Annotated in this window: 21 protein-coding genes; 13 read left to right on the top strand and 8 right to left on the bottom strand. The window is 69.7% G+C overall.

Annotated features, from left to right (window positions below):
• Nucleotides 1-3: 3 nt before the first annotated feature.
• Nucleotides 4-1,260, bottom strand: a complete 1,257-nt coding sequence (locus ACFXI3_RS20520; RefSeq protein ID WP_378401293.1) for an aspartate aminotransferase family protein — start codon at nucleotides 1,258-1,260, stop codon at nucleotides 4-6.
• 94 nt (nucleotides 1,261-1,354) lie between these two features.
• Between ACFXI3_RS20520 and ACFXI3_RS20515 the strand changes: the two genes are divergently transcribed.
• From ACFXI3_RS20515 to ACFXI3_RS20500, 4 genes are all read left to right on the top strand, one after another.
• A complete protein-coding gene (locus ACFXI3_RS20515) occupies nucleotides 1,355-2,818 on the top strand; it encodes an NAD-dependent succinate-semialdehyde dehydrogenase (RefSeq protein WP_378401291.1) in 1,464 nt (487 codons plus the stop codon).
• Complete coding sequence (locus ACFXI3_RS20510; RefSeq protein ID WP_378401289.1) at nucleotides 2,815-3,870, top strand: tartrate dehydrogenase; 1,056 nt, start codon at nucleotides 2,815-2,817, stop codon at nucleotides 3,868-3,870. The genes ACFXI3_RS20515 and ACFXI3_RS20510 overlap by 4 nt, the downstream gene beginning before the upstream one ends.
• Nucleotides 3,871-3,942: 72 nt before the next feature.
• The gene (locus tag ACFXI3_RS20505) at nucleotides 3,943-4,410 is read left to right on the top strand and encodes a DUF4262 domain-containing protein (RefSeq protein ID WP_378401287.1); all 468 of its coding nucleotides are present in this window, start codon (nucleotides 3,943-3,945) and stop codon (nucleotides 4,408-4,410) included.
• 53 nt (nucleotides 4,411-4,463) lie between these two features.
• Nucleotides 4,464-4,943: a GNAT family N-acetyltransferase gene (locus ACFXI3_RS20500; RefSeq protein WP_378401285.1), complete on the top strand. Its 480-nt coding sequence runs from the start codon at nucleotides 4,464-4,466 to the stop codon at nucleotides 4,941-4,943.
• A gap of 5 nt (nucleotides 4,944-4,948) precedes the next feature.
• Here the strand turns inward: ACFXI3_RS20500 and ACFXI3_RS20495 are convergent, their stop codons facing one another.
• Nucleotides 4,949-5,302: a MerR family transcriptional regulator gene (locus ACFXI3_RS20495; RefSeq protein ID WP_378401283.1), complete on the bottom strand. Its 354-nt coding sequence runs from the start codon at nucleotides 5,300-5,302 to the stop codon at nucleotides 4,949-4,951.
• A 96-nt stretch (nucleotides 5,303-5,398) separates the two neighbouring features.
• Between ACFXI3_RS20495 and ACFXI3_RS20490 the strand changes: the two genes are divergently transcribed.
• The gene (locus tag ACFXI3_RS20490; RefSeq protein ID WP_378401281.1) at nucleotides 5,399-6,172 is read left to right on the top strand and encodes an amidohydrolase family protein; all 774 of its coding nucleotides are present in this window, start codon (nucleotides 5,399-5,401) and stop codon (nucleotides 6,170-6,172) included.
• A 110-nt stretch (nucleotides 6,173-6,282) separates the two neighbouring features.
• On the opposite strand, the gene ACFXI3_RS20485 is transcribed toward ACFXI3_RS20490, so the two are convergent.
• The 3 genes from ACFXI3_RS20485 to ACFXI3_RS20475 are packed head-to-tail and all read right to left on the bottom strand — an operon-like array spanning nucleotide 6,283 to nucleotide 8,485.
• Nucleotides 6,283-6,969, bottom strand: coding sequence for a GntR family transcriptional regulator (locus ACFXI3_RS20485; protein ID WP_378401279.1), 687 nt, complete (start codon nucleotides 6,967-6,969; stop codon nucleotides 6,283-6,285).
• 3 nt (nucleotides 6,970-6,972) lie between these two features.
• Nucleotides 6,973-7,698, bottom strand: coding sequence for a maleate cis-trans isomerase (locus ACFXI3_RS20480; RefSeq protein ID WP_378401277.1), 726 nt, complete (start codon nucleotides 7,696-7,698; stop codon nucleotides 6,973-6,975).
• A gap of 46 nt (nucleotides 7,699-7,744) precedes the next feature.
• On the bottom strand, nucleotides 7,745-8,485 hold the full coding sequence (locus ACFXI3_RS20475) for an Asp/Glu/hydantoin racemase (protein WP_344271034.1): 741 nt from the start codon (nucleotides 8,483-8,485) through the stop codon (nucleotides 7,745-7,747).
• Between the two features lie 162 nt (nucleotides 8,486-8,647).
• On the opposite strand from ACFXI3_RS20475, the gene ACFXI3_RS20470 reads away from it, so the two are divergent.
• The 3 genes from ACFXI3_RS20470 to ACFXI3_RS20460 all read left to right on the top strand — a co-directional run bounded on the left by ACFXI3_RS20470 (nucleotide 8,648) and on the right by ACFXI3_RS20460 (nucleotide 11,506).
• Entirely contained in the window at nucleotides 8,648-9,595 is a 948-nt protein-coding gene (locus ACFXI3_RS20470; RefSeq protein ID WP_378401342.1) for a D-2-hydroxyacid dehydrogenase, read from the top strand.
• Nucleotides 9,577-10,959 carry an amidase gene (locus tag ACFXI3_RS20465; RefSeq protein WP_344271039.1) on the top strand — a complete coding sequence of 461 codons (1,383 nt, stop codon included), beginning with the start codon at nucleotides 9,577-9,579 and terminating at the stop codon, nucleotides 10,957-10,959. Before ACFXI3_RS20470 ends, ACFXI3_RS20465 begins: the two co-directional genes overlap by 19 nt.
• 61 nt (nucleotides 10,960-11,020) lie before the next feature.
• On the top strand, nucleotides 11,021-11,506 hold the full coding sequence (locus ACFXI3_RS20460) for a MaoC family dehydratase (RefSeq protein WP_378401275.1): 486 nt from the start codon (nucleotides 11,021-11,023) through the stop codon (nucleotides 11,504-11,506).
• On the opposite strand, the gene ACFXI3_RS20455 is transcribed toward ACFXI3_RS20460, so the two are convergent.
• Entirely contained in the window at nucleotides 11,463-12,692 is a 1,230-nt protein-coding gene (locus ACFXI3_RS20455) for an MFS transporter (protein WP_378401273.1), read from the bottom strand. The genes ACFXI3_RS20460 and ACFXI3_RS20455 overlap by 44 nt on opposite strands.
• Before the next feature lie 86 nt (nucleotides 12,693-12,778).
• Between ACFXI3_RS20455 and ACFXI3_RS20450 the strand changes: the two genes are divergently transcribed.
• Nucleotides 12,779-13,759 carry an aldo/keto reductase gene (locus ACFXI3_RS20450; RefSeq protein WP_378401271.1) on the top strand — a complete coding sequence of 327 codons (981 nt, stop codon included), beginning with the start codon at nucleotides 12,779-12,781 and terminating at the stop codon, nucleotides 13,757-13,759.
• Nucleotides 13,760-13,763: 4 nt separating this feature from the next.
• Here ACFXI3_RS20450 and ACFXI3_RS20445 read toward each other — a convergent pair whose 3' ends face one another.
• Nucleotides 13,764-15,131: a wax ester/triacylglycerol synthase family O-acyltransferase gene (locus ACFXI3_RS20445; RefSeq protein WP_344271050.1), complete on the bottom strand. Its 1,368-nt coding sequence runs from the start codon at nucleotides 15,129-15,131 to the stop codon at nucleotides 13,764-13,766.
• 194 nt (nucleotides 15,132-15,325) lie between these two features.
• Between ACFXI3_RS20445 and ACFXI3_RS20440 the strand changes: the two genes are divergently transcribed.
• The 4 genes from ACFXI3_RS20440 (at nucleotide 15,326) to ACFXI3_RS20425 (ending at nucleotide 18,783) form a co-directional block, all read left to right on the top strand.
• A complete protein-coding gene (locus tag ACFXI3_RS20440) occupies nucleotides 15,326-16,972 on the top strand; it encodes a thiamine pyrophosphate-binding protein (RefSeq protein WP_378401269.1) in 1,647 nt (548 codons plus the stop codon).
• Nucleotides 16,973-17,145: 173 nt separating this feature from the next.
• On the top strand, nucleotides 17,146-17,514 hold the full coding sequence (locus ACFXI3_RS20435; protein WP_344272295.1) for a VOC family protein: 369 nt from the start codon (nucleotides 17,146-17,148) through the stop codon (nucleotides 17,512-17,514).
• A complete protein-coding gene (locus tag ACFXI3_RS20430; protein ID WP_378401267.1) occupies nucleotides 17,507-18,358 on the top strand; it encodes an NAD(P)H-binding protein in 852 nt (283 codons plus the stop codon). Before ACFXI3_RS20435 ends, ACFXI3_RS20430 begins: the two co-directional genes overlap by 8 nt.
• Entirely contained in the window at nucleotides 18,355-18,783 is a 429-nt protein-coding gene (locus tag ACFXI3_RS20425) for an EVE domain-containing protein (RefSeq protein WP_378401265.1), read from the top strand. Before ACFXI3_RS20430 ends, ACFXI3_RS20425 begins: the two co-directional genes overlap by 4 nt.
• A gap of 2 nt (nucleotides 18,784-18,785) precedes the next feature.
• Here ACFXI3_RS20425 and ACFXI3_RS20420 read toward each other — a convergent pair whose 3' ends face one another.
• Complete coding sequence (locus ACFXI3_RS20420) at nucleotides 18,786-19,463, bottom strand: GntR family transcriptional regulator (protein WP_344271061.1); 678 nt, start codon at nucleotides 19,461-19,463, stop codon at nucleotides 18,786-18,788.
• Nucleotides 19,464-19,484 lie beyond the last annotated feature (21 nt).

The raw sequence follows: 19,484 nt of genomic DNA, 5'->3' as shown, positions 1-19,484 counted from the left end.
GCCTCAGCTCCCCGTGACCGACGTGACGACCTCGCCCCAGATGCGCAGCGCGTCGTCGACCTGTTCCGCGTTGACGACCAGGGGCGGCACCATGCGCACGACGTTCGAGTACGCACCACAGGTGAGCAACAGCAGCCCGCTCTTGGCAGCTGCCTGTTGCGCGGCCTGCGCGGTGGCCGTGTCCGGTTCGCCGTCCGCAGTAGTGAACTCAGTGCCCACGAGAAGACCGAGACCGCGTACGTCGCCGATAGCCGGCGTCTTGTCCGCGATGACGCGCGCGCCCTCGAGAAGCTGACGCCCGCGCTCCGCGGCGTTCTCGACCAAGCCTTCGTCCTGAATGACATCAAGCGTCGCGATGGCTGCTGCGCACGACACCGCGTTGCCGCCGTACGTACCGCCTTGCGAACCTGGGTACGCCTTCGCCATCAGCTCTTCCGAAGCGGCGATGCCCGACAGCGGGAAGCCGCTGGCGAGGCCCTTCGCGATCAGCACGACGTCCGGGTGGACGTCGAAGTGGTCGTGGCCCCAGAACTTGCCGGTGCGGCCGAAGCCCGCCTGCACCTCGTCGAGCACCAGCAGGATGCCGTGCCGGTCGGCGCGCTCGCGCAGCCCGGCCATGAACGCGGTGTTCGCGGGAACGTAGCCGCCCTCGCCGAGCACCGGCTCGATGAAGAACGCGGCCGTCTCGTTCGGCGCGGAGACGGTCTGGAACAGGTAGTCGAGCTCGCGCAGGGCGAACTTGGTGGCCGTCTCCTCGTCCCAGCCGTAGTGGTAGGCGTACGGGAACGGCGCGACGTGCACGCCGGACATCAGCGGCGAGATGCCCGCGCTGAACCGCGTGCCGGAAGTGGTCATGGTCGCGGCGGCGACCGTGCGGCCGTGGAAGCCGCCCTGGAACACGATGACGTTCGGCCGCTTCGTCGCCTGCCGTGCCAGCCGCAGCGCGGCCTCCACGGCCTCGCTGCCGGAGTTCGCGTAGAAGAGCGAATCGAGCCCGGACGGCAGGACGTCGCCGAGCTTGCGGGTGAGTTCGAGCAGCGGTTGGTGCATGACGGTCGTGTACTGGCCGTGCACGAGCTTGCCGATCTGCTCGCGCGCGGCTTCGACCACGCGCGGGTGACAGTGCCCGGTGCTGGTCACCCCGATCCCCGCGGTGAAGTCGAGATGACGTTTCCCGTCCACGTCGTAGAGGTAAACCCCTTCACCGTGGTCGACGACGACGGGCGTTGCCTGCTTGAGCAGCGGGGACAGCTGGGCCATGCGGCGCCCTCCTGGGATGCGGGTGGAGACGGTTGTCGATTGTTGACAATATCCATAGCATGAGTTCGGGACAACAGGAACAGGAGCAACCTGGATGAGCGGGATCACCGAGAACGGCGTCGTGGGCGCGGTCGGCAAGGAACTCTTCATCGGCGGCAAGTGGGTCGCCGCGCGCAGCGGGAAGACCTTCGACGTGCAGGACCCCTCCACTGGCGAGGTCCTGTGCCAGGTCGCGGACGCCGGGCCGGAAGACGGTCTCGCGGCGCTCGACGCGGCGGTCGCGGCGCAGTCCGGCTGGGCGGCAGTGGCGCCCCGGGAGCGCGGCGAGATCCTGAGCCGCGCGTACAGCAAGCTCATCGAGCGCCGGGACGAGCTGGCGCTGCTGATGACGCTGGAGATGGGCAAGCCGCTGGCCGAGGCCGCCGGCGAAATCACTTACGCCGCCGAGTTCTTCCGCTGGTTCGCCGAAGAAGCGGTGCGGATCGACGGCGGCTACGCGGTGGCCCCGAACGGCTCGGGCCGGTTCCTGATCACGCGCCAGCCGGTGGGTCCGACGCTGCTCATCACGCCGTGGAACTTCCCGATGGCGATGGGCACGCGCAAGATCGGCCCGGCCGTCGCCGCGGGCTGCACGATGGTGATCAAGCCCGCCGCGCAGACGCCGCTGTCGATGCTCGCGCTCACCCAGATCCTTGCCGACGCCGGGCTGCCCGAGGGCGTGCTGAACGTCGTCACCACCAAGGACGCGGGCGGCGTGATGGAGCCGCTGATCCGCGACGGACGCGCGCGCAAGCTGTCCTTCACCGGGTCGACCGGGGTCGGGCGCAAACTGCTGGAGCAGTGCGCGGAGAAGGTGCTGCGCACGTCGATGGAGCTGGGCGGCAACGCGCCGTTCGTCGTGTTCGACGACGCGGACCTGGACGCCGCCGTCGAGGGCGCGATGCAGGCCAAGATGCGCAACATCGGCGAGGCGTGCACCGCGGCCAACCGGTTCTACGTGCAGCGCGGCGTCGCCGAGGAGTTCTCCCGCCGGCTCACCGAGCGGATGCAGGCGCTGCCGATGGGCCGCGGCACCGACGAGGGCGTCGTGGTCGGTCCGCTCATCGACGAGGCCGCGGTGAAGAAGGTGACCGAACTGGTCAAGGACGCCACGGACAAGGGCGCGCGCGTGCTCACCGGCGGCTCGCGGGTCGAAGGTCCGGGGCACTTCTACCCGGCGACCGTGCTCACCGACGTACCGGTCGACGCTCGGCTGGCCAGCGAGGAAATCTTCGGCCCGGTCGCGCCGATCACGCCGTTCGACACCGAGGACGAGGCGGTCGAGAAGGCCAACGACACCGAATTCGGCCTGGTGTCCTACCTGTTCACCAGTGACCTGAAGCGCGCGCTGCGGGTGTCGGAACGCTTGGAGGCCGGGATGATCGGCCTCAACCAGGGCATCGTGTCCAACCCGGCGGCTCCGTTCGGCGGGGTTAAGCAGTCCGGTCTCGGCCGCGAGGGTGGCACGGTCGGCATCGACGAGTTCCTGGAGACCAAGTACATCGCGGTGAGCCTGTGACACACCGGATTGCGAGCATCCCGGGCGACGGGATCGGGGTCGACGTCACCATCGAAGCGCGCCGGGTCCTCGACGCGGCGGCGGCGAAGTACGGATTTTCCTTGGAGTGGACCGAATTCGACTGGAGCTGCGAGCGGTACACGAAGACCGGCGCGATGATGCCGGAGGACGGTGTCGCGCAGCTGTCGAGCTTCGACGGCATCCTGCTCGGCGCGGTCGGCTTCCCCGGCGTCGCGGACCACGTTTCGTTGTGGGGCCTGCTGATTCCCTTGCGGCGGGCGTTCCAGCAGTACGTCAACCTGCGGCCGGTCCGGCTGCTGCCGGGGACGTCCTCGGTGCTGGCCGGGCGGAAGGCCGACGAGCTGGAAATGGTGATCGTCCGGGAGAACTCCGAGGGCGAGTACTCGGAGATCGGCGGGCGGCACAACGCCGGGCGGCCGGACGAGTTCGTGCTGCAGGAGTCGGTGTTCACGCGGGTCGGGGTGGAACGGATCATCCGGTACGCCTTCGAGCTCGCGCGCACGCGTTCGCAGCACGTCACTTCGGCGACCAAGTCCAACGGGCTGATCCACTCGATGCCTTACTGGGACGAGATTTTCGCCGAGGTCGCCGCGCGGTATCCGGACGTCCGCGCGGAACAGTGCCATGTGGACGCTCTCGCCGCGCGGATGGTGCAGGCTCCGGACCGGCTCGACGTGGTGGTGGCGTCGAACCTGTTCGGCGACATCCTGAGCGACCTGGCGGCCGCGATCACCGGCGGATTGGGCATGGCGCCGTCCGGAAACATCAACCCATCAGGTGACTTTCCGTCGATGTTCGAGGCCGTTCACGGCAGTGCTCCGGACATCGCCGGACAGGGCATCGCGAACCCGGTCGCCCAGATCCTCGCCGGGGCGATGCTGCTCGATCACCTCGGGGAAACCGTTGCCGCACAAGCGATCCGCGCCTCGGTCGACGAGGTGCTGGCCGCGGGCGAAACGCTCACCCCCGACCTCGGCGGAACCGCTACCACAACCTCGCTCGGCGCCGCGGTGGCCGATTCGCTCCGCTGATTTTTCGTCGGTGCCGCGAGGTTCACTCTTCCCTGACCCGGTCGGCGGGTCCCCGAGGGGAGGAGGGCACCGATGTGCCAGATGTGCGAGGAGCCGGAAAGATCCGAGGAGCAGCACCTGAGCGAGGTGCTGGACCGGATCAGGGAGTACGGATGGTGCGTCCAGGGCGTGCGGGAACCAGGTTCCCGGCCGCCTTGGGCGTACACCGCGGGCCTGACCGGGCAAGGGCTGCCGGAACTGGTGGTCACCGGATTGTCGTTGCAGGAAGCGGCATACGTGCTCAACGCCGGGGCCGAACATATCCTGCATACCGGCCCGCCAGAGCCCGGCGAACAGTGGCTGCTGCCCCGGCTTCCCGCGCTGGAAGTGGTGCGGCTCAGCGCGCCCGCGACGCACCTGTACATGGCGGTTTGCTGCTATGGCGCGGGAATCGAAGCCAGGCAGCTGGTCTACGCCGATCCAGCGGGCCGGTTCCCGTGGTCGCCGCAGTACAACTTCGGCCTCGGCGGACAGCCCGTGCTGGGGGTGCGCGATGCCTGAGTTTTTCCTGTTGCGCCAGGCTTTTTCGCGCTTTCGCCCGGTAGAATCGGCGCATGCCCGAACTTGTGGCCCCCACCGTCCGGTTGCATCGCTCGTGGCTGGAAGCACACGCCGAATGGGGCCCAGGCCTGCACGAGGACGGCTTCGGCCTGTCGGCGTCGGACGAGGTCGATTCGCCAGCTGGCTTCGCCGCCTGGGTGAACTCTTTGACGCGGGACCGCGCTCGGTACCGCTGGCTAGTCGAGGACGGCCGGGTACTCGGCGGAATCGCTCTGCGCTCTGGCCCGGCGGAGTACGTTTCGTGGGCCGGGCACCTCGGCTTCGGCATCCGCCCGTCGGCGCGCGGCCGCGGTCTGGCTTCCTGGGCATTGCGCGAGATGCTGACCGAGGCCCGGGAATTGCCTCGGGTGCTCTTGGTGTGCGCGGGCGAGAACCTGGCGTCCGCCAAGACGATCGAACGCGCGGGCGGGGTGCTGGAGGAAGTGCGCCAGACCGATCACGGGCCGGTGCGGAGGTACTGGATCACGACCTGAGCCGTTCAGCCGGCGCGTTCCGTCACCGCGATCGCCTCGCGGAGCGTCCGCCGTGCCCGCGTGATGTCTTCCGCCCGGCGGTCGAGTTCGGTGAGTTGGGTGCGCAGCGCGCCCAGCACTCCCGGACACGGACGCAACGAACCGTCCGTTTCGGCGCACGGCAGCATCCGCTTGATCAGGCTGGTCGGCAACCCGGCCGCCAGCAGCGTGCGAATCTGCCGCACGGTCTGCTCGGCGGACGGGGCGTAGTCGCGGTAGCCGTTGGGCAGCCGGTCCGCCGTCAGCAGGCCGACGCGTTCGTAGTACCGCAGGAGCCGTTCGCTGGTCCCGGTGCGCTCGGCCAGCTGCCCGATTCGCATCGCCCCTCCGCTGAGCTTGACCTTGGCATGGTGTCAACGTTCAACACTGGTCCCGGCGGCCGCATTCCGCGCGCCCGAGCTGACCGGGAGTTTCCGTTGATCATCGACGCACACAGCCACGTCCACGACCCCGTGCACCAGCATCTCGCCCTGCTGGACGAAGCCGGAGCCGATCGCGCCGTGCTGTTCGCGACCAGGCCGCATCCCGAACGAGCCACCGATCTGGCCTCGTTCCGCCGGGAAATGAGCGCGCTGGACGCCGCGCTGAACGGCCAGTCTGGCGACGGCTACCAGTCCGCCTGGCAAGAACTGGACACCGCCCTGGCCGCACATCCGGACCGGTTCCTGGGCTTCCGCTCAGTCCGCCTTGACCGGTCCGAAGACCAGCTGGCCGCGGAGGTCGATCAGGTCGCGAGAGGGTTCCACGGCATCGGCGAACTGACCCCGCCCCCAGGCGCGGCGGCCCGGATCGAACCAGTCCTGCGGGCAGCCACCGACCACAATGGACTCCCGGTCGTGGTGCACGGCTCCGCCCCGACCACCGAAGCCGACCTTTCCACCCTGGCGGCGCTTGCCCGCAGCTACCCGACCGTGCCACTGGTGCTCAGCCAACTGGGCGGAGCACATTGGCTCACCGCGATCGACCTGGCCCGCGAGACACCGAACGTCTATCTGGAACTGTCGACAGCCAGCATCGTCTTCGCGGTCCGGCTGGCGATCAAGGAACTCCCGGACCGCACAATGTTCGGCTCGGACGCACCCTACGGCGACCCGGTCTTGGCCCGCACGACGATCGAACGCGTGACCCCGCCCGGAGAACTGCGAAACCGCGTCCTCGGCGGCACACTGGCGGAGGTGCTGGGGCTATGACGTTCGCCCTCAACCGGCTCCGGAGGGTGGCCCGGATCAGGAGACTGTTTGCGTTGTTGCGCGGCGCGCGAAAGCCGTCCGCACCCAACCACGCGGCGACCAACCCTTCATCACCCAGCCGCCGCGACTCCGTCCTTCAAGCTCCGCCCCGGAAGCAGCCGGCTGATCGCGTCCTCCATGTGCGCGTCCAGCAACTGCAGCGCCGTCTCCTCGTCGCCCGACCGCAGGGCTTCGATGATCCGCGTGTGCTCCTCCAGCCGATCCTCCACGCCCTGATACGTGCTCTGCAGCAACGTCAGGCACATCCGCGTCTCGATCAGCAACGTCCGGGCCATCCGCATCAACCGCTTGCTGCCGGAGGCGTTGATCAGGGCCTCGTGAAACCGGAGGTCCGCCTCGGACAACGCGGCCGGATCGTCCGCGGCGGCAGCCATGTCGGCCACGTTCTGCTCCAAGATGGCAGCCACCGCCTCGCGGTCGCCGCGGAACGCGCACAGCAGGGCGGCTCTTTCCACGGCGGACCGGGCGAGATAAATATCGAACACGTCAGCCGGTTCGAGGTCGATCACGAACAGGCCCCGGTGGCGTTCGCTGCGCAGCAAGCCCTCGGACACGAGGTGCTGCATCGCCTCCCGCAGCGGGCCGCGCGAGACCTGGAAGCGGGCGGCCAGGTCGGTTTCGCCGAGCTGGGTGCCCGGCGGCAGTGCGCCGGTCATGATCGCGTCGCGCAGCTGGCGCGCGATCACCGCGGCGGTCGATTCCCGGCTCACCGGTTCTATGTCAGGGAGTGCGACCACGGGTCAGCCCCTCGTCCGGAACAGCGCGCCCAGCGAACGCACCAGCCGAGTCGTGCCGGTCAGGCGCAGGCCTTCCCACACGGTCACCTGGTTGGCGGTCAGCACCGGCTTGCCGAGCTTCTCCTCGATCGCGGTGATCTCGCCGAGCGTGCGCATCGCGGTGTCGGGCACCAGAATCGCGTCGGCGTCCGGGTGGTCGTGGCTTACCGCCAGATCGACGACAGCCTCGGGCGCGAGCTGGCCGACTTCGGCGGCGGTGTCGATGTCGGCGCTCGACATCGACAGCACCTCGACGCCTCCCGCGGCGAGGAAGTCCACGAACAGCCGCGCGACGTCGTCGGGGTAGCTCGCGGCCACCGCGACTCGTTGCACGCCAAGGGCTTTCGCCGCGTGCACGAAGGCGAACGACGTGCTCGACGCCGGGACCCCGGCAACCGCGGCGAGCTGGTCGGCCTGGTTGCGCGCGCCGTCCCAGCCGTACACGAAGCTGCCGGACGTGCAAGCCCACACCACCGCTTCCGGCTGGTGCTTCGCGAGCAGCCGGGCGCCTTCGGCGAGCCGGGCTTCGCTGCCGAGGTCGAGCAGTTCCGGCACGGCGTGCAGGTCAGTCCCGTAAATATGGGCGACCGGCAGGCTGATGGCGCCTTCGGAGCCGCCGAGAAGCTGTTCCGCGAGCGGGTAGTCGTCCTCGGCCGCGTGGTCGGGGTAGATGAAGCCGATCGTGGTCACGAAACCTCCGGGATGCGCAAATTGTCGACAATATTAGCGGGACGGGTCAAGACACCTCCCGCAGCCACTGGCCGGGACCCACGACGGGCAGCCGCATCCGGCGCAGGCAGGCCCACATGGTCAGCTGGTTGGCGGTCAGCACGGGTTTGCCGAGCGCCTTCTCCAGCGGTTCGATCAGGTCGAACGTGGGGAGGTTGGTGCAGCTGACGAAAATCGCCTCGGCCTCGCGGTGGTCCGCGGCCAGGATCCGCTCGGCGATGGTGCGGTAGCTGACCTTCCAGATGCCGCCGCCCAGCCCGAGGTGGTCGCTGGACACGGTGTCCACGCCGACCTCGGCGAGGAAGTCGTGGAGTTTGCCGGTGAGGTCGGCGTCGTACGGCGTGAGCACCGAGACCCGGTGCAGGTCGAGCTGGTGCAGCACCTCGACGAGAGCGCCGGAGGTGGTGACCGCGTCCGGCGCGCCCGCGTCGCAGATCGCCTTGGTGAGGGAGCGTTCGTAGTCGATGCCGTTCACGAAGCTGCCTGACGTGCACAGGTACGCGACCACCTCGGGCTCCACGTGCAGCACGTCGCGCGTGGCCGTGGCGAGGTGCCGGCTGTCGCTCACCAGCTGGGCCATTTCCATGCTCACCGGGACCGGTTCGTACGGGGTGCGGGCGAGGTGCAGCGACACCTCCATCGGCACCCAGCGCCACAGTTCGCGCTCGAGCGCGAGGTCGAACGGCGCGATCACGCCGATGCCGCGCTGGGCTAGCGGGCCCTCGAACGCGAGGAAGTCCAGATCCAAGGTTCAGCCTCCGGAATACGCCTGTGCGGATGCCCGTCCGGTGCTCCGGGGGTGGTCCTCGGATTGTTGACAATCATACGAGCCACTTTTACCGTGTCAATCGTGATCGCCCCGGAAACCCCCGTACTGGCAGTGCTCTGCGGGGCAGACCAACCACCGGACATGGCCGCTATCGAAGACGCGGCGGTAGTTCGTTACACCGACGAGCGCGGCCTCGCCGGTGCGCTGGCCGGAGCCGACGCGCTTTTTGTCTACGATTTCCTTTCCGGCGCCGTCCCGGGGGCCTGGCCCGCGGCGGACCGGTTGCAGTGGCTGCACATCGCGAGCGCCGGCGTCGACCCGGTGCTGTTCCCGGGGCTGCGCGAGAGCGACGTGGTGCTCACGAACTCGCGCGGGGTGTTCGACGACGCCATCGCGGAGTACGTGCTCGGCGTCGTGCTGTCGTTCGCCAAGGACTTCGCGCGTTCGCTCGACCTGCAGCGCGCCGGCACGTGGAAGCACCGCGAGAGCGAGCGGATCGCCGGGCGGGAGGTGCTGGTGGTCGGCACCGGGCCGATCGGAAGGGCCATCGCGCGGATGCTGCGGGCGGCCGGGATGCGCGTGTCCGGGGCGGGCAGGCGAGCCAGGGTCGGGGATCCGGACTTCGGCGTCGTGCGCGAATCCACCGAGCTGGCGCGGTATTTGCCCGAGTTCGACTACGTCGTCGCGGTCGCGCCGCTCACCGATCAGACCAAGGGCATGTTCGACGCCTCCGCGTTCGCCGCGATGAAACCGTCCGCGCGATTCGTGAACGTCGGCCGCGGCGAACTGGTGGTCACGTCCGATCTGATCGCGGCCCTGCGAGCCGGCGAGATCGCCGGGGCCGCGCTCGACGTCTTCGAAACCGAGCCGCTGCCCGCCGAGAGTCCACTGTGGACCATGCCGGACGTCCTGCTGTCGCCGCACATGTCGGGCGACTTCATCGGCTGGCGGCGGACTCTGGTCGAGGTGTTCGCGGGGAACTTCCGGCGCTGGGTCGCCGGGGAACCGCTGTGGAACGTCGTGGACAAACGGCTCGGCTACGTGCCGTCCGAATCGCAGGGAGGCGCCGGATGGGCGACCGGGAATTGACCGCCAGCGAACTCGTCGCCGCCTACGCCACCGGCGAACTGTCGCCGGTCGAGGCGACGAAGAGCGCCCTGCAGAACATCGAGGACCGCGACGGCGAGATCAACGCCTACTGCCTCGTCGATGCCGAACGCGCGCTCGACCAGGCGAAAGCGGCCGAGGCCCGGTGGCGCGACGGGAATCCGATCGGCGCGCTCGACGGGGTTCCCGCGTCGATCAAGGACATCTTCCTCACCCAGGGCTGGCCGACGCTGCGCGGTTCCACGAGCATCCCGGTCGACCAGCCGTGGGAGGTCGACAGCCCGGTGATGGCGCGGATGCGCGAGGCGGGCCTGGTCGTGCTGGGCAAGACGACCACGCCGGAGATCGCGTGGAAAGGCGTCACCGACAGCGCGCTTGCGGGCATCACGCGCAATCCGGTGAACCCGCGGATGACGGCGGGCGGGTCCAGCGGCGGAAGCGCGGCCGCGGTCGCGGCGGCGATGGGCGAGCTGTCCGTCGGCACCGACGGCGGCGGTTCGGTGCGGATTCCCGCGTCGTTCTGCGGAATCGTCGGCATGAAACCGACCCACGGCCGGATCCCGTTGTTCCCCGCGAGCCCGTTCGGCCCGCTCGCGCACGCCGGGCCGATGGCGCGCTGCGTGGACGACACGGCGTTGCTGCTGGACGTCCTCGCGCTGCCCGACCACCGCGACCCGACCGGGCTCGCGCCGCCGATCAGCGCGTACCGCGAGGCGGTGCGGCGCGACGTGCGCGGGCTGATCGCGGCGTACTCGCCGGCGCTCGGTTTTGTCGACGTGGACCCGGAAATCGCCGCGATCGTCCAGTCGGCGGTGCAGTCGCTCGCCGACGCCGGGTTGCAGGTCGAGCAGGCCGATCCCGGATTCGCCGACCCGAAGGACGCCTTCGACGTGCTGTGGTCGGCAGGCGCGGCGAAGTCGCTCGACGCGTTCCCGCCGGGCAGCGAGCCGCGGGTCGACCCGGGCCTGCGCCGCGTCTGGGAACGGGGCCACACCTACTCCGCGGGCGATTACCTCGACGCCACCGCGGAACGCGCCGCGCTCGGCATCCTGATGGGCGAGTTCCACACCCGCTACGACGTGCTGCTCACGCCGACCGTCCCGATCCCGCCGTTCGAGGCGGGCCACGACGTGCCGCCGGGCAGCGGGATGAGCGAATGGCCGGAGTGGACGCCGTTCACCTACCCGTTCAACATGACGCAGCAGCCCGCGATCAGCGTCCCGGCCGGGCGCACCGAATCGGGCCTTCCGGTGGGACTGCAGATCGTCGGCCCGCGGCATTCGGACGACCTGGTGCTGGCGGTGGCGAAGCTGCTGGAGGAGGTCCGGCCCTGGGCCGCGCCGTGACGCTCGCCGGGCAGACGCGAGTCACGTTTCCGGCGCGATCAGCTGTGGCAGGCTGTCGCGTATGACCGAGTTCACCGCGCCCATCGACGACCGCTGGTTCGAGGACTACCCCGAGGGATCGGTGTACGAGTTCGGCGACACGACCGTCACCGAAGCGGAAATCGTCGAGTTCGCCGAGAAGTACGACCCGCAGAGCTTCCACGTCGACCCGGCGGCGGCGAAGGATGGCCCGTTCGGCGGGCTGATCGCGAGCGGCTGGCACACGTCCAGCCTGATGATGCGGATGTTCGCCGACCACTACCTGTCGTCGGTCGCGAGCCTCGGCAGCCCCGGCATCGACGAACTGCGCTGGCCGCGCCCCGTGCGGCCAGGGGACCGGCTGCGGATGCGGGCGACCGTCACCGAGGCGCGGCGGTCGAAGTCGAAGCCCGATCGCGGCCTCGTCCGCACCCGGATGGAAGTGTTCAACGGCGACGACGAACTGGTGTTCAGCGCGAGCGCGGTCAACTTCCTGTCGGTGCGACCGGAGCCGCCTGCCGGTTCGTGAGCTGCCGGATCTCGCGGCTGCACAGCGCGAGCCCGGTCGAAACCAGGATCAGCACCCCGCACGCGACTAGCACCGGCTCGCGGCCGAAGTGCTGCACGAGGGGACCCGCCGCGATCTGCCCGAGCGGCATCGCGGCGAGTGAACCCACCATGTCGTAGGAGTACACGCGGGCGAGCCGGTCGGGCGGGATGTGCTCCTGCAGCGACACGTCCCACGCGACGCTGAACTGCTCCATCCCGAGCCCGGCCGCCAGCATCGCGATCAGCAGCGGGACGAGCGACGGCCACCAGCCGAGCGTCAGCACCGGAAGCGCGTCCATCGCCACCAGGGCCACTCCGATGAACAAGGCGTGCCGCGGCTGCCAATGCGCGGCGACGATCCCGCCGAGGAACGCGCCCGCGGTCTGCACCGCCAGCGCCAGGCCCCAGCTGGACCGTCCGAAGGTTTCGTCCGCGACGACCGGCCCGATGACCGCGAGCGCGCCGATTCCGGCGGCATTGACGACGCCGAACTGCGCCACCACCGCCCACACCCAGGTGCGGGACCGGAACTCGTGCCACCCGGTGATCAGATCGGCGATCGGCCTGCTGCCCGAAACCCGGTCGGTCCGCGGCAACCGGACCGCGTGATAGGCGAGCGCGGCGGCGAAGAACAGCAGCGCGTTCAGCGCCAGCGCCCAGCCGGATCCGGTCGCCGCCACCGCGACCCCGGCGACTCCGGCCCCGGCGATGCGGCCGCCGTTGATCAGCAACCGCAGCAACGCGTTCGCCGGGGCCAGCAGTTCCCTTGGCACGGTCTGCGGAGTGATCGCCCCCGCGGCGGGCAGCGACATCGCCGCGACCGCCCCGTTGACCACGCTCAGCGAGATCAGGAACGGGATCGAAGAGAATCCACAAAGGACACTCGCGGCGATCAGCGCCTGGCTGAGCCCGGCCGCGATCTCGGTGCCCTGCAGGATCACCGCGCGCGGCAGCCGGTCCGCGAGGACGCCGCCGAAAAGCAGCAGCAGCACGTTCGCCAGCGACCGGGCGCCGACGACCAGCCCGAGATCGACCGCCGACCCGGTGCGGTCGAGCACCGCGAACGCGAGCGCGACCGGAGCGACCGAGTTGCCGAAGGTGCCGAGCGTTCGCCCGGCGGCGAGGGCGCGGAAACTGCGGTGCCGCAACGGCTCCAGGAGGCTCACCTGGCGAGCATCCTCTGATTGTCAACCGAATAATCAGCAGTTGAGAACGCTCGGCGAGGTCAAGCGAAGAGTGCTGTGCTCGGCGCATGCGGACGACGCCCCTTGGCCGCAGCGGCCTCGAAGTCTCCCGGATCGCCTTCGGCACCGGCGGGTTCGGCGGCCAGTGGGGCGGCTTCGACGAGGACACCGCGATCGCGGCGATCCGGCGCGCGCACGAATTGGGCATCACGCTCTTCGACACCGCCCGCGCCTATGGCACCGCCGAAGCGCTCCTCGGCAAAGCGTTGCGCAGCGAACTGGACCACCGCCGCGACAGCGTCGTCATCGCCACCAAAGGCGGGACGAACCCCGGTTCCGAACGCATCCGCGATTCGCGTCGAGCATGGCTTACGCAAGGCGTGGACGAGAGCCTGCGCGCGCTCGGCGTCGACCATCTCGACCTCTACCAAATCCATTGGCCCGACCCGCGGACGCCGGCCGCCGAGGTCGCCGGGACGCTGCGGGAGTTCGTGGACGCGGGCAAGATCCGCCACGCCGGAGTGTCGAACTACGACTCCGCGCAGCTCAGCGCAGTGAACGAGACGGCATTGAACAAGACGGCATTGAACGAGACGGTGGAAACCGTGCAGGTGCCCTACCACCTCTTCCGCCGCGGCGCGGAAACCGATCCGCTCCCGTACGCCCGCGAGCACAACCTCGGCGTGCTCGCCTACAGCGCGCTCGGCAGCGGTCTGCTCACCGGCTCGCTCACTGCCGAGACGGCGTTCGACCCGGCGGACTGGCGCTCGCGCTCGTCCGCTTTTCGTGGGGACTCGTTGCGGCACAACCTGAAGATCGTCGACCAGCTCGCCGCTTTCGCCAAGGACAGAGGTGCGGCGGTGAGCCAGTTGGCCATCGCGTGGACGCTGGCGAAGGCCGACGTCGCCATCGTCGGCGCCCGCCGCCCGGCCAGCATCGAGAAGAGCGCGACCGACCTTCAGCTCACCTCAGCGGACCTCGCCGAGATCGACCGCATCGTCGCCCAAGCCGTCCCGGTCGGCGGAGCCAGCCCGGAAGGCATCGACTGACCGGCTACCCCCGCGTCGCGAATTCCAGCTCGGCGAGCGCCGTATCCAGATGCGTCAGGATCCGCTGCAGGTGCGGGACGCTGCGCCGGCACCCGGTGACGCCGAAGTCGAGGTTGTCCCCGTTGCTGGTCAGCGTGATGTTCAGGGCCTGCCCGTCGAGCAGCACCGACGCCGGGTAGATGCCGTCCAGCGCCGCGCCGTTCCAGTACATCTGCTTGCGCGGGCCGGGGACGTTCGAGATCACCAGGTTGAACGGCGGGCGCGTGTTGCCGACGACGCCGGGGATCGGCGACGCCCCCAGCTGGGCCACATTGATCCCGGACAGCAGCAGCGTCTGCAGCGGCGAGAGCTGCGAGAACAGCTTCTTGCCGTTCGACATCGACTCGGAGATCGCGGCCAGCCGCCGCGCCGGATCGGTCTCGTCGGTGGCCAGGTTGCACAGCAGCGCGCCGATGTTGTTGCCGGTCGCGTCGCCGGAGTCGCGGCGGCGCAGCGACACCGGGACCATCGCGACCAGCGGCGCGTCCGGCAGCGCGCTCTGTTCGATGAGGTAGTCGCGCAGCGCGCCGGAGCACATCGCGAGCACGACGTCGTTGCGGGACACGCCCGCGGCGGTCGCGACCTCGCGCACCCGGTCGAGCGGCCAGGACTGCGCGGCGAACCGGCGCGCGCCGCCGATCGGCACGTTCAGCATCGTCTTCGGCGCCTGCATCGGCAGCGTGAGCCGGTGCTCGCGGAACGCCTCGCGGGCGACCTTCGCCGCGGCTGGCGCGATACCCGCGACCTGCTCGAACGTCTTGCCCACCAGGGCGAACGGCGACGCCGGGGCGCGGCCGTTGTGGTTCGCGGCGGGCTTGTCGCGCGAACCCCACGGCGGCGGGCAGTCCAGGTCGGCCGGGTCGTCCGACAGCGTGCCCTGCAGATGCCGCAGTGCCGAAACGCCGTCCATCAGCGCGTGGTGGATCTTCGAGTACACCGCGAACCGGCCGTCGCGCAGTCCTTCGATGAGGTGTGTTTCCCACAGCGGCCGGTGCCGGTCGAGCAGCGTGCTGTGCCAGCGCGAGGTGAGTTCGAGCAGTTCGCGGATCCGGCCCGGCTGCGGCAGCGCGGAATGCCGGAAGTGATAGTCGAGCTCCAGGTCGGTGTCACGCGACCAGCGCACGTGCCCGACGGTGTTCACCGGGCGGCTCGGCCGCATCCGGAACACGCTGCGCATGTTGTCCGACTCCAGCAGGCCGCGGCGAAGGTCGCGCAGGTAGTCCTCGCCCGCGCCCTCGGGTTTGCGGAACAACTGGAGCCCGCCGACGTGCATCGGGTGCTCGCGGGTTTCGACCATCAGGAACATCGAGTCGGTCACCGGCATCAACGGCATTCGGACACCCCTTTCCGCCGCCACGGGGACCTCGGCGTCCCCGGCACCCGGAGTGTACGCACGAAAAAGCCGGTATCTCAGATCTCGCGGCCAGGTGGGGGACAACGGGGCGGCGCGGCAGGCCGCGGACCCTGACAAACCCTGTCCGGTGACGTGTCTGCGGCTGCTTACCGGGGGCGGATACCATCGCTGGCGTGGCAGGACGGACTGGAGCTCAGCAGCTGGGGGACGCGCTCACGGCTCTCGGGACCGAGGTGGTGTTCGGCCTGCCGGGAGTCCACAACCTGCCGCTGTGGGAGGCGTTGGCGGACACCGGGATCCGGCTCGTCAACGTCCGGCACGAACAGACCGCGGGATACGCCGCCGACGGTTATGCCCGCAGGACGGGAAAACTCGGCGTCGCGCTCGTGACCACCGGCCCCGGCGCGGCGAACACGCTCGGCGCGGTCGGCGAGGCGATGGCGTCCGCGGCCCCGGTGCTCGTGATCGCCACGGACATCCCGTCGACGCTGCGCCGTCCGGGTGTCGTGCGCGGGGTGCTGCACGAAACTTCCGACCAGCAGGCGATGTTCGCGCCGGTGACCAAAGCCGGGTTCACCGTGCACCGCGCGGACCAGATCGCCACGACGCTGCACCGCGCCGCCCGGCTCGCGCTGATGCCGCAAAGCGGCCCGGTGTATTTGGGCATTCCGACCGATTTCCTCCGGGAGACCACGCCGCCGCGCGAACCGCCCGCGCCGCCCGCCGAGCGCGTGCTCGACCTGCCGGACCTGCCTCGTGCGTCGGAGCTGCTGGCGTCCGCGCGCCGTCCGCTGATCTGGGCGGGCGGCGGCGCGCTGCGTTCCGAAGCCGGGGAAGCGATCGGGCAGCTCGCGCAGCGGCTCGCCGCGCCGGTGCTCACCACGTTCGGCGCGCGCGGCCTGCTTCCGCCCGAACATCCTTGCCTGGCCCCGAATCCGGTGCACGCGCCGGAGGTCGGGCAGCTGTGGGACGAGGCCGACGTGGTGCTCGCGATCGGCACCGACTTCGACGGCCTGATGACGCAGAACTGGCTGATGCCCGCGCCGCCGAAGCTGATCGCGATCAACGTCGACGCCGGCGACGCGGCGAAGAACTACCGGCCGGACGTAACCCTGGTCGGCGACGCCCGCCGCGTCGTCGAATCCCTGCATCCGGAAACTCGCCCCGGCCTGGACGAGCTGACCGCGCGGCTGGCCGGCATCGGCCGCCGGGTGCGCAGGCGCATCCGCGACGAGGAGCCGCAGGCCGCCGACTTTCTGTCCACTTTGGAGGAAGTGCTCCCGGCGGACGGGACGATCGTCACCGACATGTGCGTCGCCGGATACTGGATCGGCGGCTTCCACCGGGTCCGCGCGCCGCGGCGGCTGGCGTACCCGATGGGCTGGGGCACGCTCGGCTACGGCTTCCCGGCGTCGCTCGGCGCGGGCGCGGCGGCCGAGGCGACCGGCGGCGGTCGCGTCCTGTGCGTCACCGGCGACGGCGGTTTCCTTTACGCGGTAGGGGATCTGGCGACGCTGGCCGAGGAACAGCTGCCGGTGACGGTCGTGATCGTGGACGACGGCGGCTACGGCATGCTGCGCTTCGACCAGGACCAGGAAGGCCTGCCGCACCGCGGAGTCGATTGGGACAGCCCCGATTTCGTCGGGCTGGCCCGCTCGTTCGGCGTGCACGCGGACCGGGTGTCCGGCTTCGGCCGCGCGTTTCGCCGGCTGCTGAGCGAATTCGTGGAATCGGACGAGCCGAACGTGCTGGTGGTGCGCGCGAAGCTCAAGCCGCCGCTGAACACTTCGCCGCGGTGGTACCGGAAACCGCGCAGCTAGGCGCCGTCTAGCCGGGGCGCGCCGCCGCCTCCTTCATCCACTGCCCGCGTCACGAACGCGGACAGCCTCAGTGACGTGTCCAAGATCGGACCTTCGCGGCCTTGACTAATGTCAGGATCCTGACATACCTTAGACGGTGTCAGGAACCTGACATGACGAAAAGGAGCAGCACCGTGCCCGCCATCGGCCCCGACTTCATCTCGCTCCAGGCGCGTGACCTGGACGCTTCGCAGGCGTTCTACGAGCGGTACCTCGGCCTCGTCCGCTCGCCCGCCGGACCTCCGCACGCCGTCGTCTTCGAGACGAAGCCGATCGCGTTCGCGCTCCGCGAGGTCGTTCCCGGCACCGACCTCGCCTCCGCCGCCCGGCCCGGCATCGGCGCCGCGATCTGGCTGCTCGCCACCGACGTCCAGGCCATTCACGACGCACTCGTCGCCGACGGGCACGAGATCGTGTCCGCGCCGATCGACGGCCCCTTCGGCCGGACGTTCACCTTCGCCGACCCCGACGGCTACCACGTCACCCTCCACGACCGTGGCTGACGCGAGCACCCTGGTTTTCGGGGCTACCGGAGCACTCGGCCAGCACGTCCTGGACGCGCTGGCCGCCAGGGGCCTGAGCCCCGAAACGATCACCGCGGCAGGGCGGAACCAGGCGCGCCTCGAGGAACTCGCCTCCGCCGGGTTCCGCACCGCTGCCGTCGACCTGTCGGATCCGGCCGCCGTCGCGGACTTGGTCGCCCGGCACCCGGACATCGTGCTGATCTCGGGCCGCGACGAGAATCGCCTCGCACAGCACGAGTCGGTCATCGAGGCGGCGAAGGACGCCCGGCACGTTTACTACACGAGCGGAGTCCGCGCCGACGACGAGCGCTTCGAGATCAACGCGGACCATCGTGCGACCGAGAAGGCTCTTGTCGCTTCCGGCTTGACATACACGATTCTGCGGAACACGTGGTACATCGAGAATTATGTTCAGTCGCTGGCCGGTCCTCGCTTCACCGGCGTCCTCGCCGCCGCGACCGGTGACGCCGTCGTCGCGGCGGCCAGCCGGAAAGACCTTGCCGAGGCGTTGGCCGTCGTGGTCACCACTGATGGCCACGACAATGTCACGTACAGCCTCTCCGGCGACACGGACTTCACCTACGCCGACATTGCCGAAGCGATGTCCGTCGTGCTGGAGCGAGAGGTCGTTTATCGGCCGGTCGCTTCCGAAGAATTGCGGGCAATGCTCGGCAAAACGGGAATGGACGGCGAGCTGGCCAGCTTCTTGGTCAGCCTCGACGAAACCATCGCGGGCGGAGTTTTCGCCCGGGTCGGCGACGATCTTTCCCGGCTCCTCGGCAGGCCGACGACCGGTCTCGTCGAAGGATTGACCGCGAAATGACCCCTTCCGATCAGCGATTCTGGATCAACACCGTCACTCTGGACCACGTCGAAGGGGCCATCGAAGGCAGCTTCACGCAGGCGGATCACGGGGCGGGAAAACGTCTCCGTCAGCCACGTCCGGGCGACGAGATGATTTTCTACTCGCCGCGTACGAGCTTGCAGGGAGGAAAGCCCGTCCGGCAATTCACCGCGTGGGCCACCATTGCCGGCGACAAGCCTTACCAGGCCTACGTAAGCGACGAATTCCAGCCGTGGCGGCTCGCGGTCACCTTTCACGATTGCCGGCGCGTGGACGCGAAGCCGCTAGTCGACCAGCTGTCGTTCGTCACCGATCCCGCGCATTGGGGGTTGCCGTTCCGCCGTGGCTTGTTTTCCATTCCGCGGCAGGATTTCGCGACGATCCTCGCGTGCATGACCGCGTGAGGTCAGCTGTGCGAGTCCGCCTCCCAGCTGAGGAACGCGTCCAGGGTCGCTGATCGGTGCGCCCGCGCGCAGTGCTCGATCCATTCGGCGCCGGAGCCGGAGCGGATGAGATCGAGCAGCTGGTCGTGTTCGGCGACCGAGGCGAGCGCGCGGGCGGGGACGAACGAGAACGTCGAATCGCGGATCCTGGCGAGCTGGGCCCAGCCCTTCTTGACCAGGTCGACCAGGCTCGGGTTGGGGCAGCGGGTGTAGAGGACCTCGTGGAACTCGTGGTTGAGCCGGGTGAACTCGACCGGCTCGAGCTGGTCGAGACCGGCGCGCATCCGGTCGTTGAGCTCGCTGGCCTCAGCGAGGTCGTCGGCGCTCAGGTGCGGCGCGGCGAGCGCGGTCGCCGCGCTTTCCACGATCGCGAGCATCTGCATCGTGTGCTCGTAGCCGACCGGGTCGATCGCCGCGACGGTCGCGCCGACGTTGCGCTCGAAGTGCACCAGCCCCTCGGCCTGCAGCAGCCGCACCGCTTCCCGCACCGGGACCGTGCTCACGTCGAATTCCTTGGCCAGCGAACCGAGGACCAGCCGGTGGCCCGCCGGGTACGCGCCCGCGGTGATCCGGGACTTGAGGACTTGGTACGTGTGCTGGCTCTTGCTGAGCCCGCCGGCCGTCTCGTGTGTTGTGGACATCCCTGTCGCCTCCCCTTCACA

It is taken from the genome of Amycolatopsis sp. NPDC059235 (assembly GCF_042754125.1).
GTDB classification, from domain to species: domain Bacteria; phylum Actinomycetota; class Actinomycetes; order Mycobacteriales; family Pseudonocardiaceae; genus Amycolatopsis; species Amycolatopsis albidoflava.
This window is presented reverse-complemented; position numbering and strand designations above follow the sequence as displayed.

Coding starts and splice junctions, on each gene's coding strand:
- ACFXI3_RS20500 (WP_378401285.1), top strand. CDS start 4,464: ATGCCCGAACTTGTGGCCCCCACCGTCCGGTTGCATCGCTCGTGGCTG.
- ACFXI3_RS20505 (WP_378401287.1), top strand. CDS start 3,943: ATGTGCCAGATGTGCGAGGAGCCGGAAAGATCCGAGGAGCAGCACCTG.
- ACFXI3_RS20420 (WP_344271061.1), bottom strand. CDS start 19,463: ATGTCCACAACACACGAGACGGCCGGCGGGCTCAGCAAGAGCCAGCAC.
- ACFXI3_RS20445 (WP_344271050.1), bottom strand. CDS start 15,131: ATGCCGTTGATGCCGGTGACCGACTCGATGTTCCTGATGGTCGAAACC.
- ACFXI3_RS20495 (WP_378401283.1), bottom strand. CDS start 5,302: ATGCGAATCGGGCAGCTGGCCGAGCGCACCGGGACCAGCGAACGGCTC.
- ACFXI3_RS20425 (WP_378401265.1), top strand. CDS start 18,355: ATGACCCCTTCCGATCAGCGATTCTGGATCAACACCGTCACTCTGGAC.
- ACFXI3_RS20465 (WP_344271039.1), top strand. CDS start 9,577: ATGGGCGACCGGGAATTGACCGCCAGCGAACTCGTCGCCGCCTACGCC.
- ACFXI3_RS20460 (WP_378401275.1), top strand. CDS start 11,021: ATGACCGAGTTCACCGCGCCCATCGACGACCGCTGGTTCGAGGACTAC.
- ACFXI3_RS20520 (WP_378401293.1), bottom strand. CDS start 1,260: ATGGCCCAGCTGTCCCCGCTGCTCAAGCAGGCAACGCCCGTCGTCGTC.
- ACFXI3_RS20470 (WP_378401342.1), top strand. CDS start 8,648: ATGGCCGCTATCGAAGACGCGGCGGTAGTTCGTTACACCGACGAGCGC.
- ACFXI3_RS20450 (WP_378401271.1), top strand. CDS start 12,779: ATGCGGACGACGCCCCTTGGCCGCAGCGGCCTCGAAGTCTCCCGGATC.
- ACFXI3_RS20515 (WP_378401291.1), top strand. CDS start 1,355: ATGAGCGGGATCACCGAGAACGGCGTCGTGGGCGCGGTCGGCAAGGAA.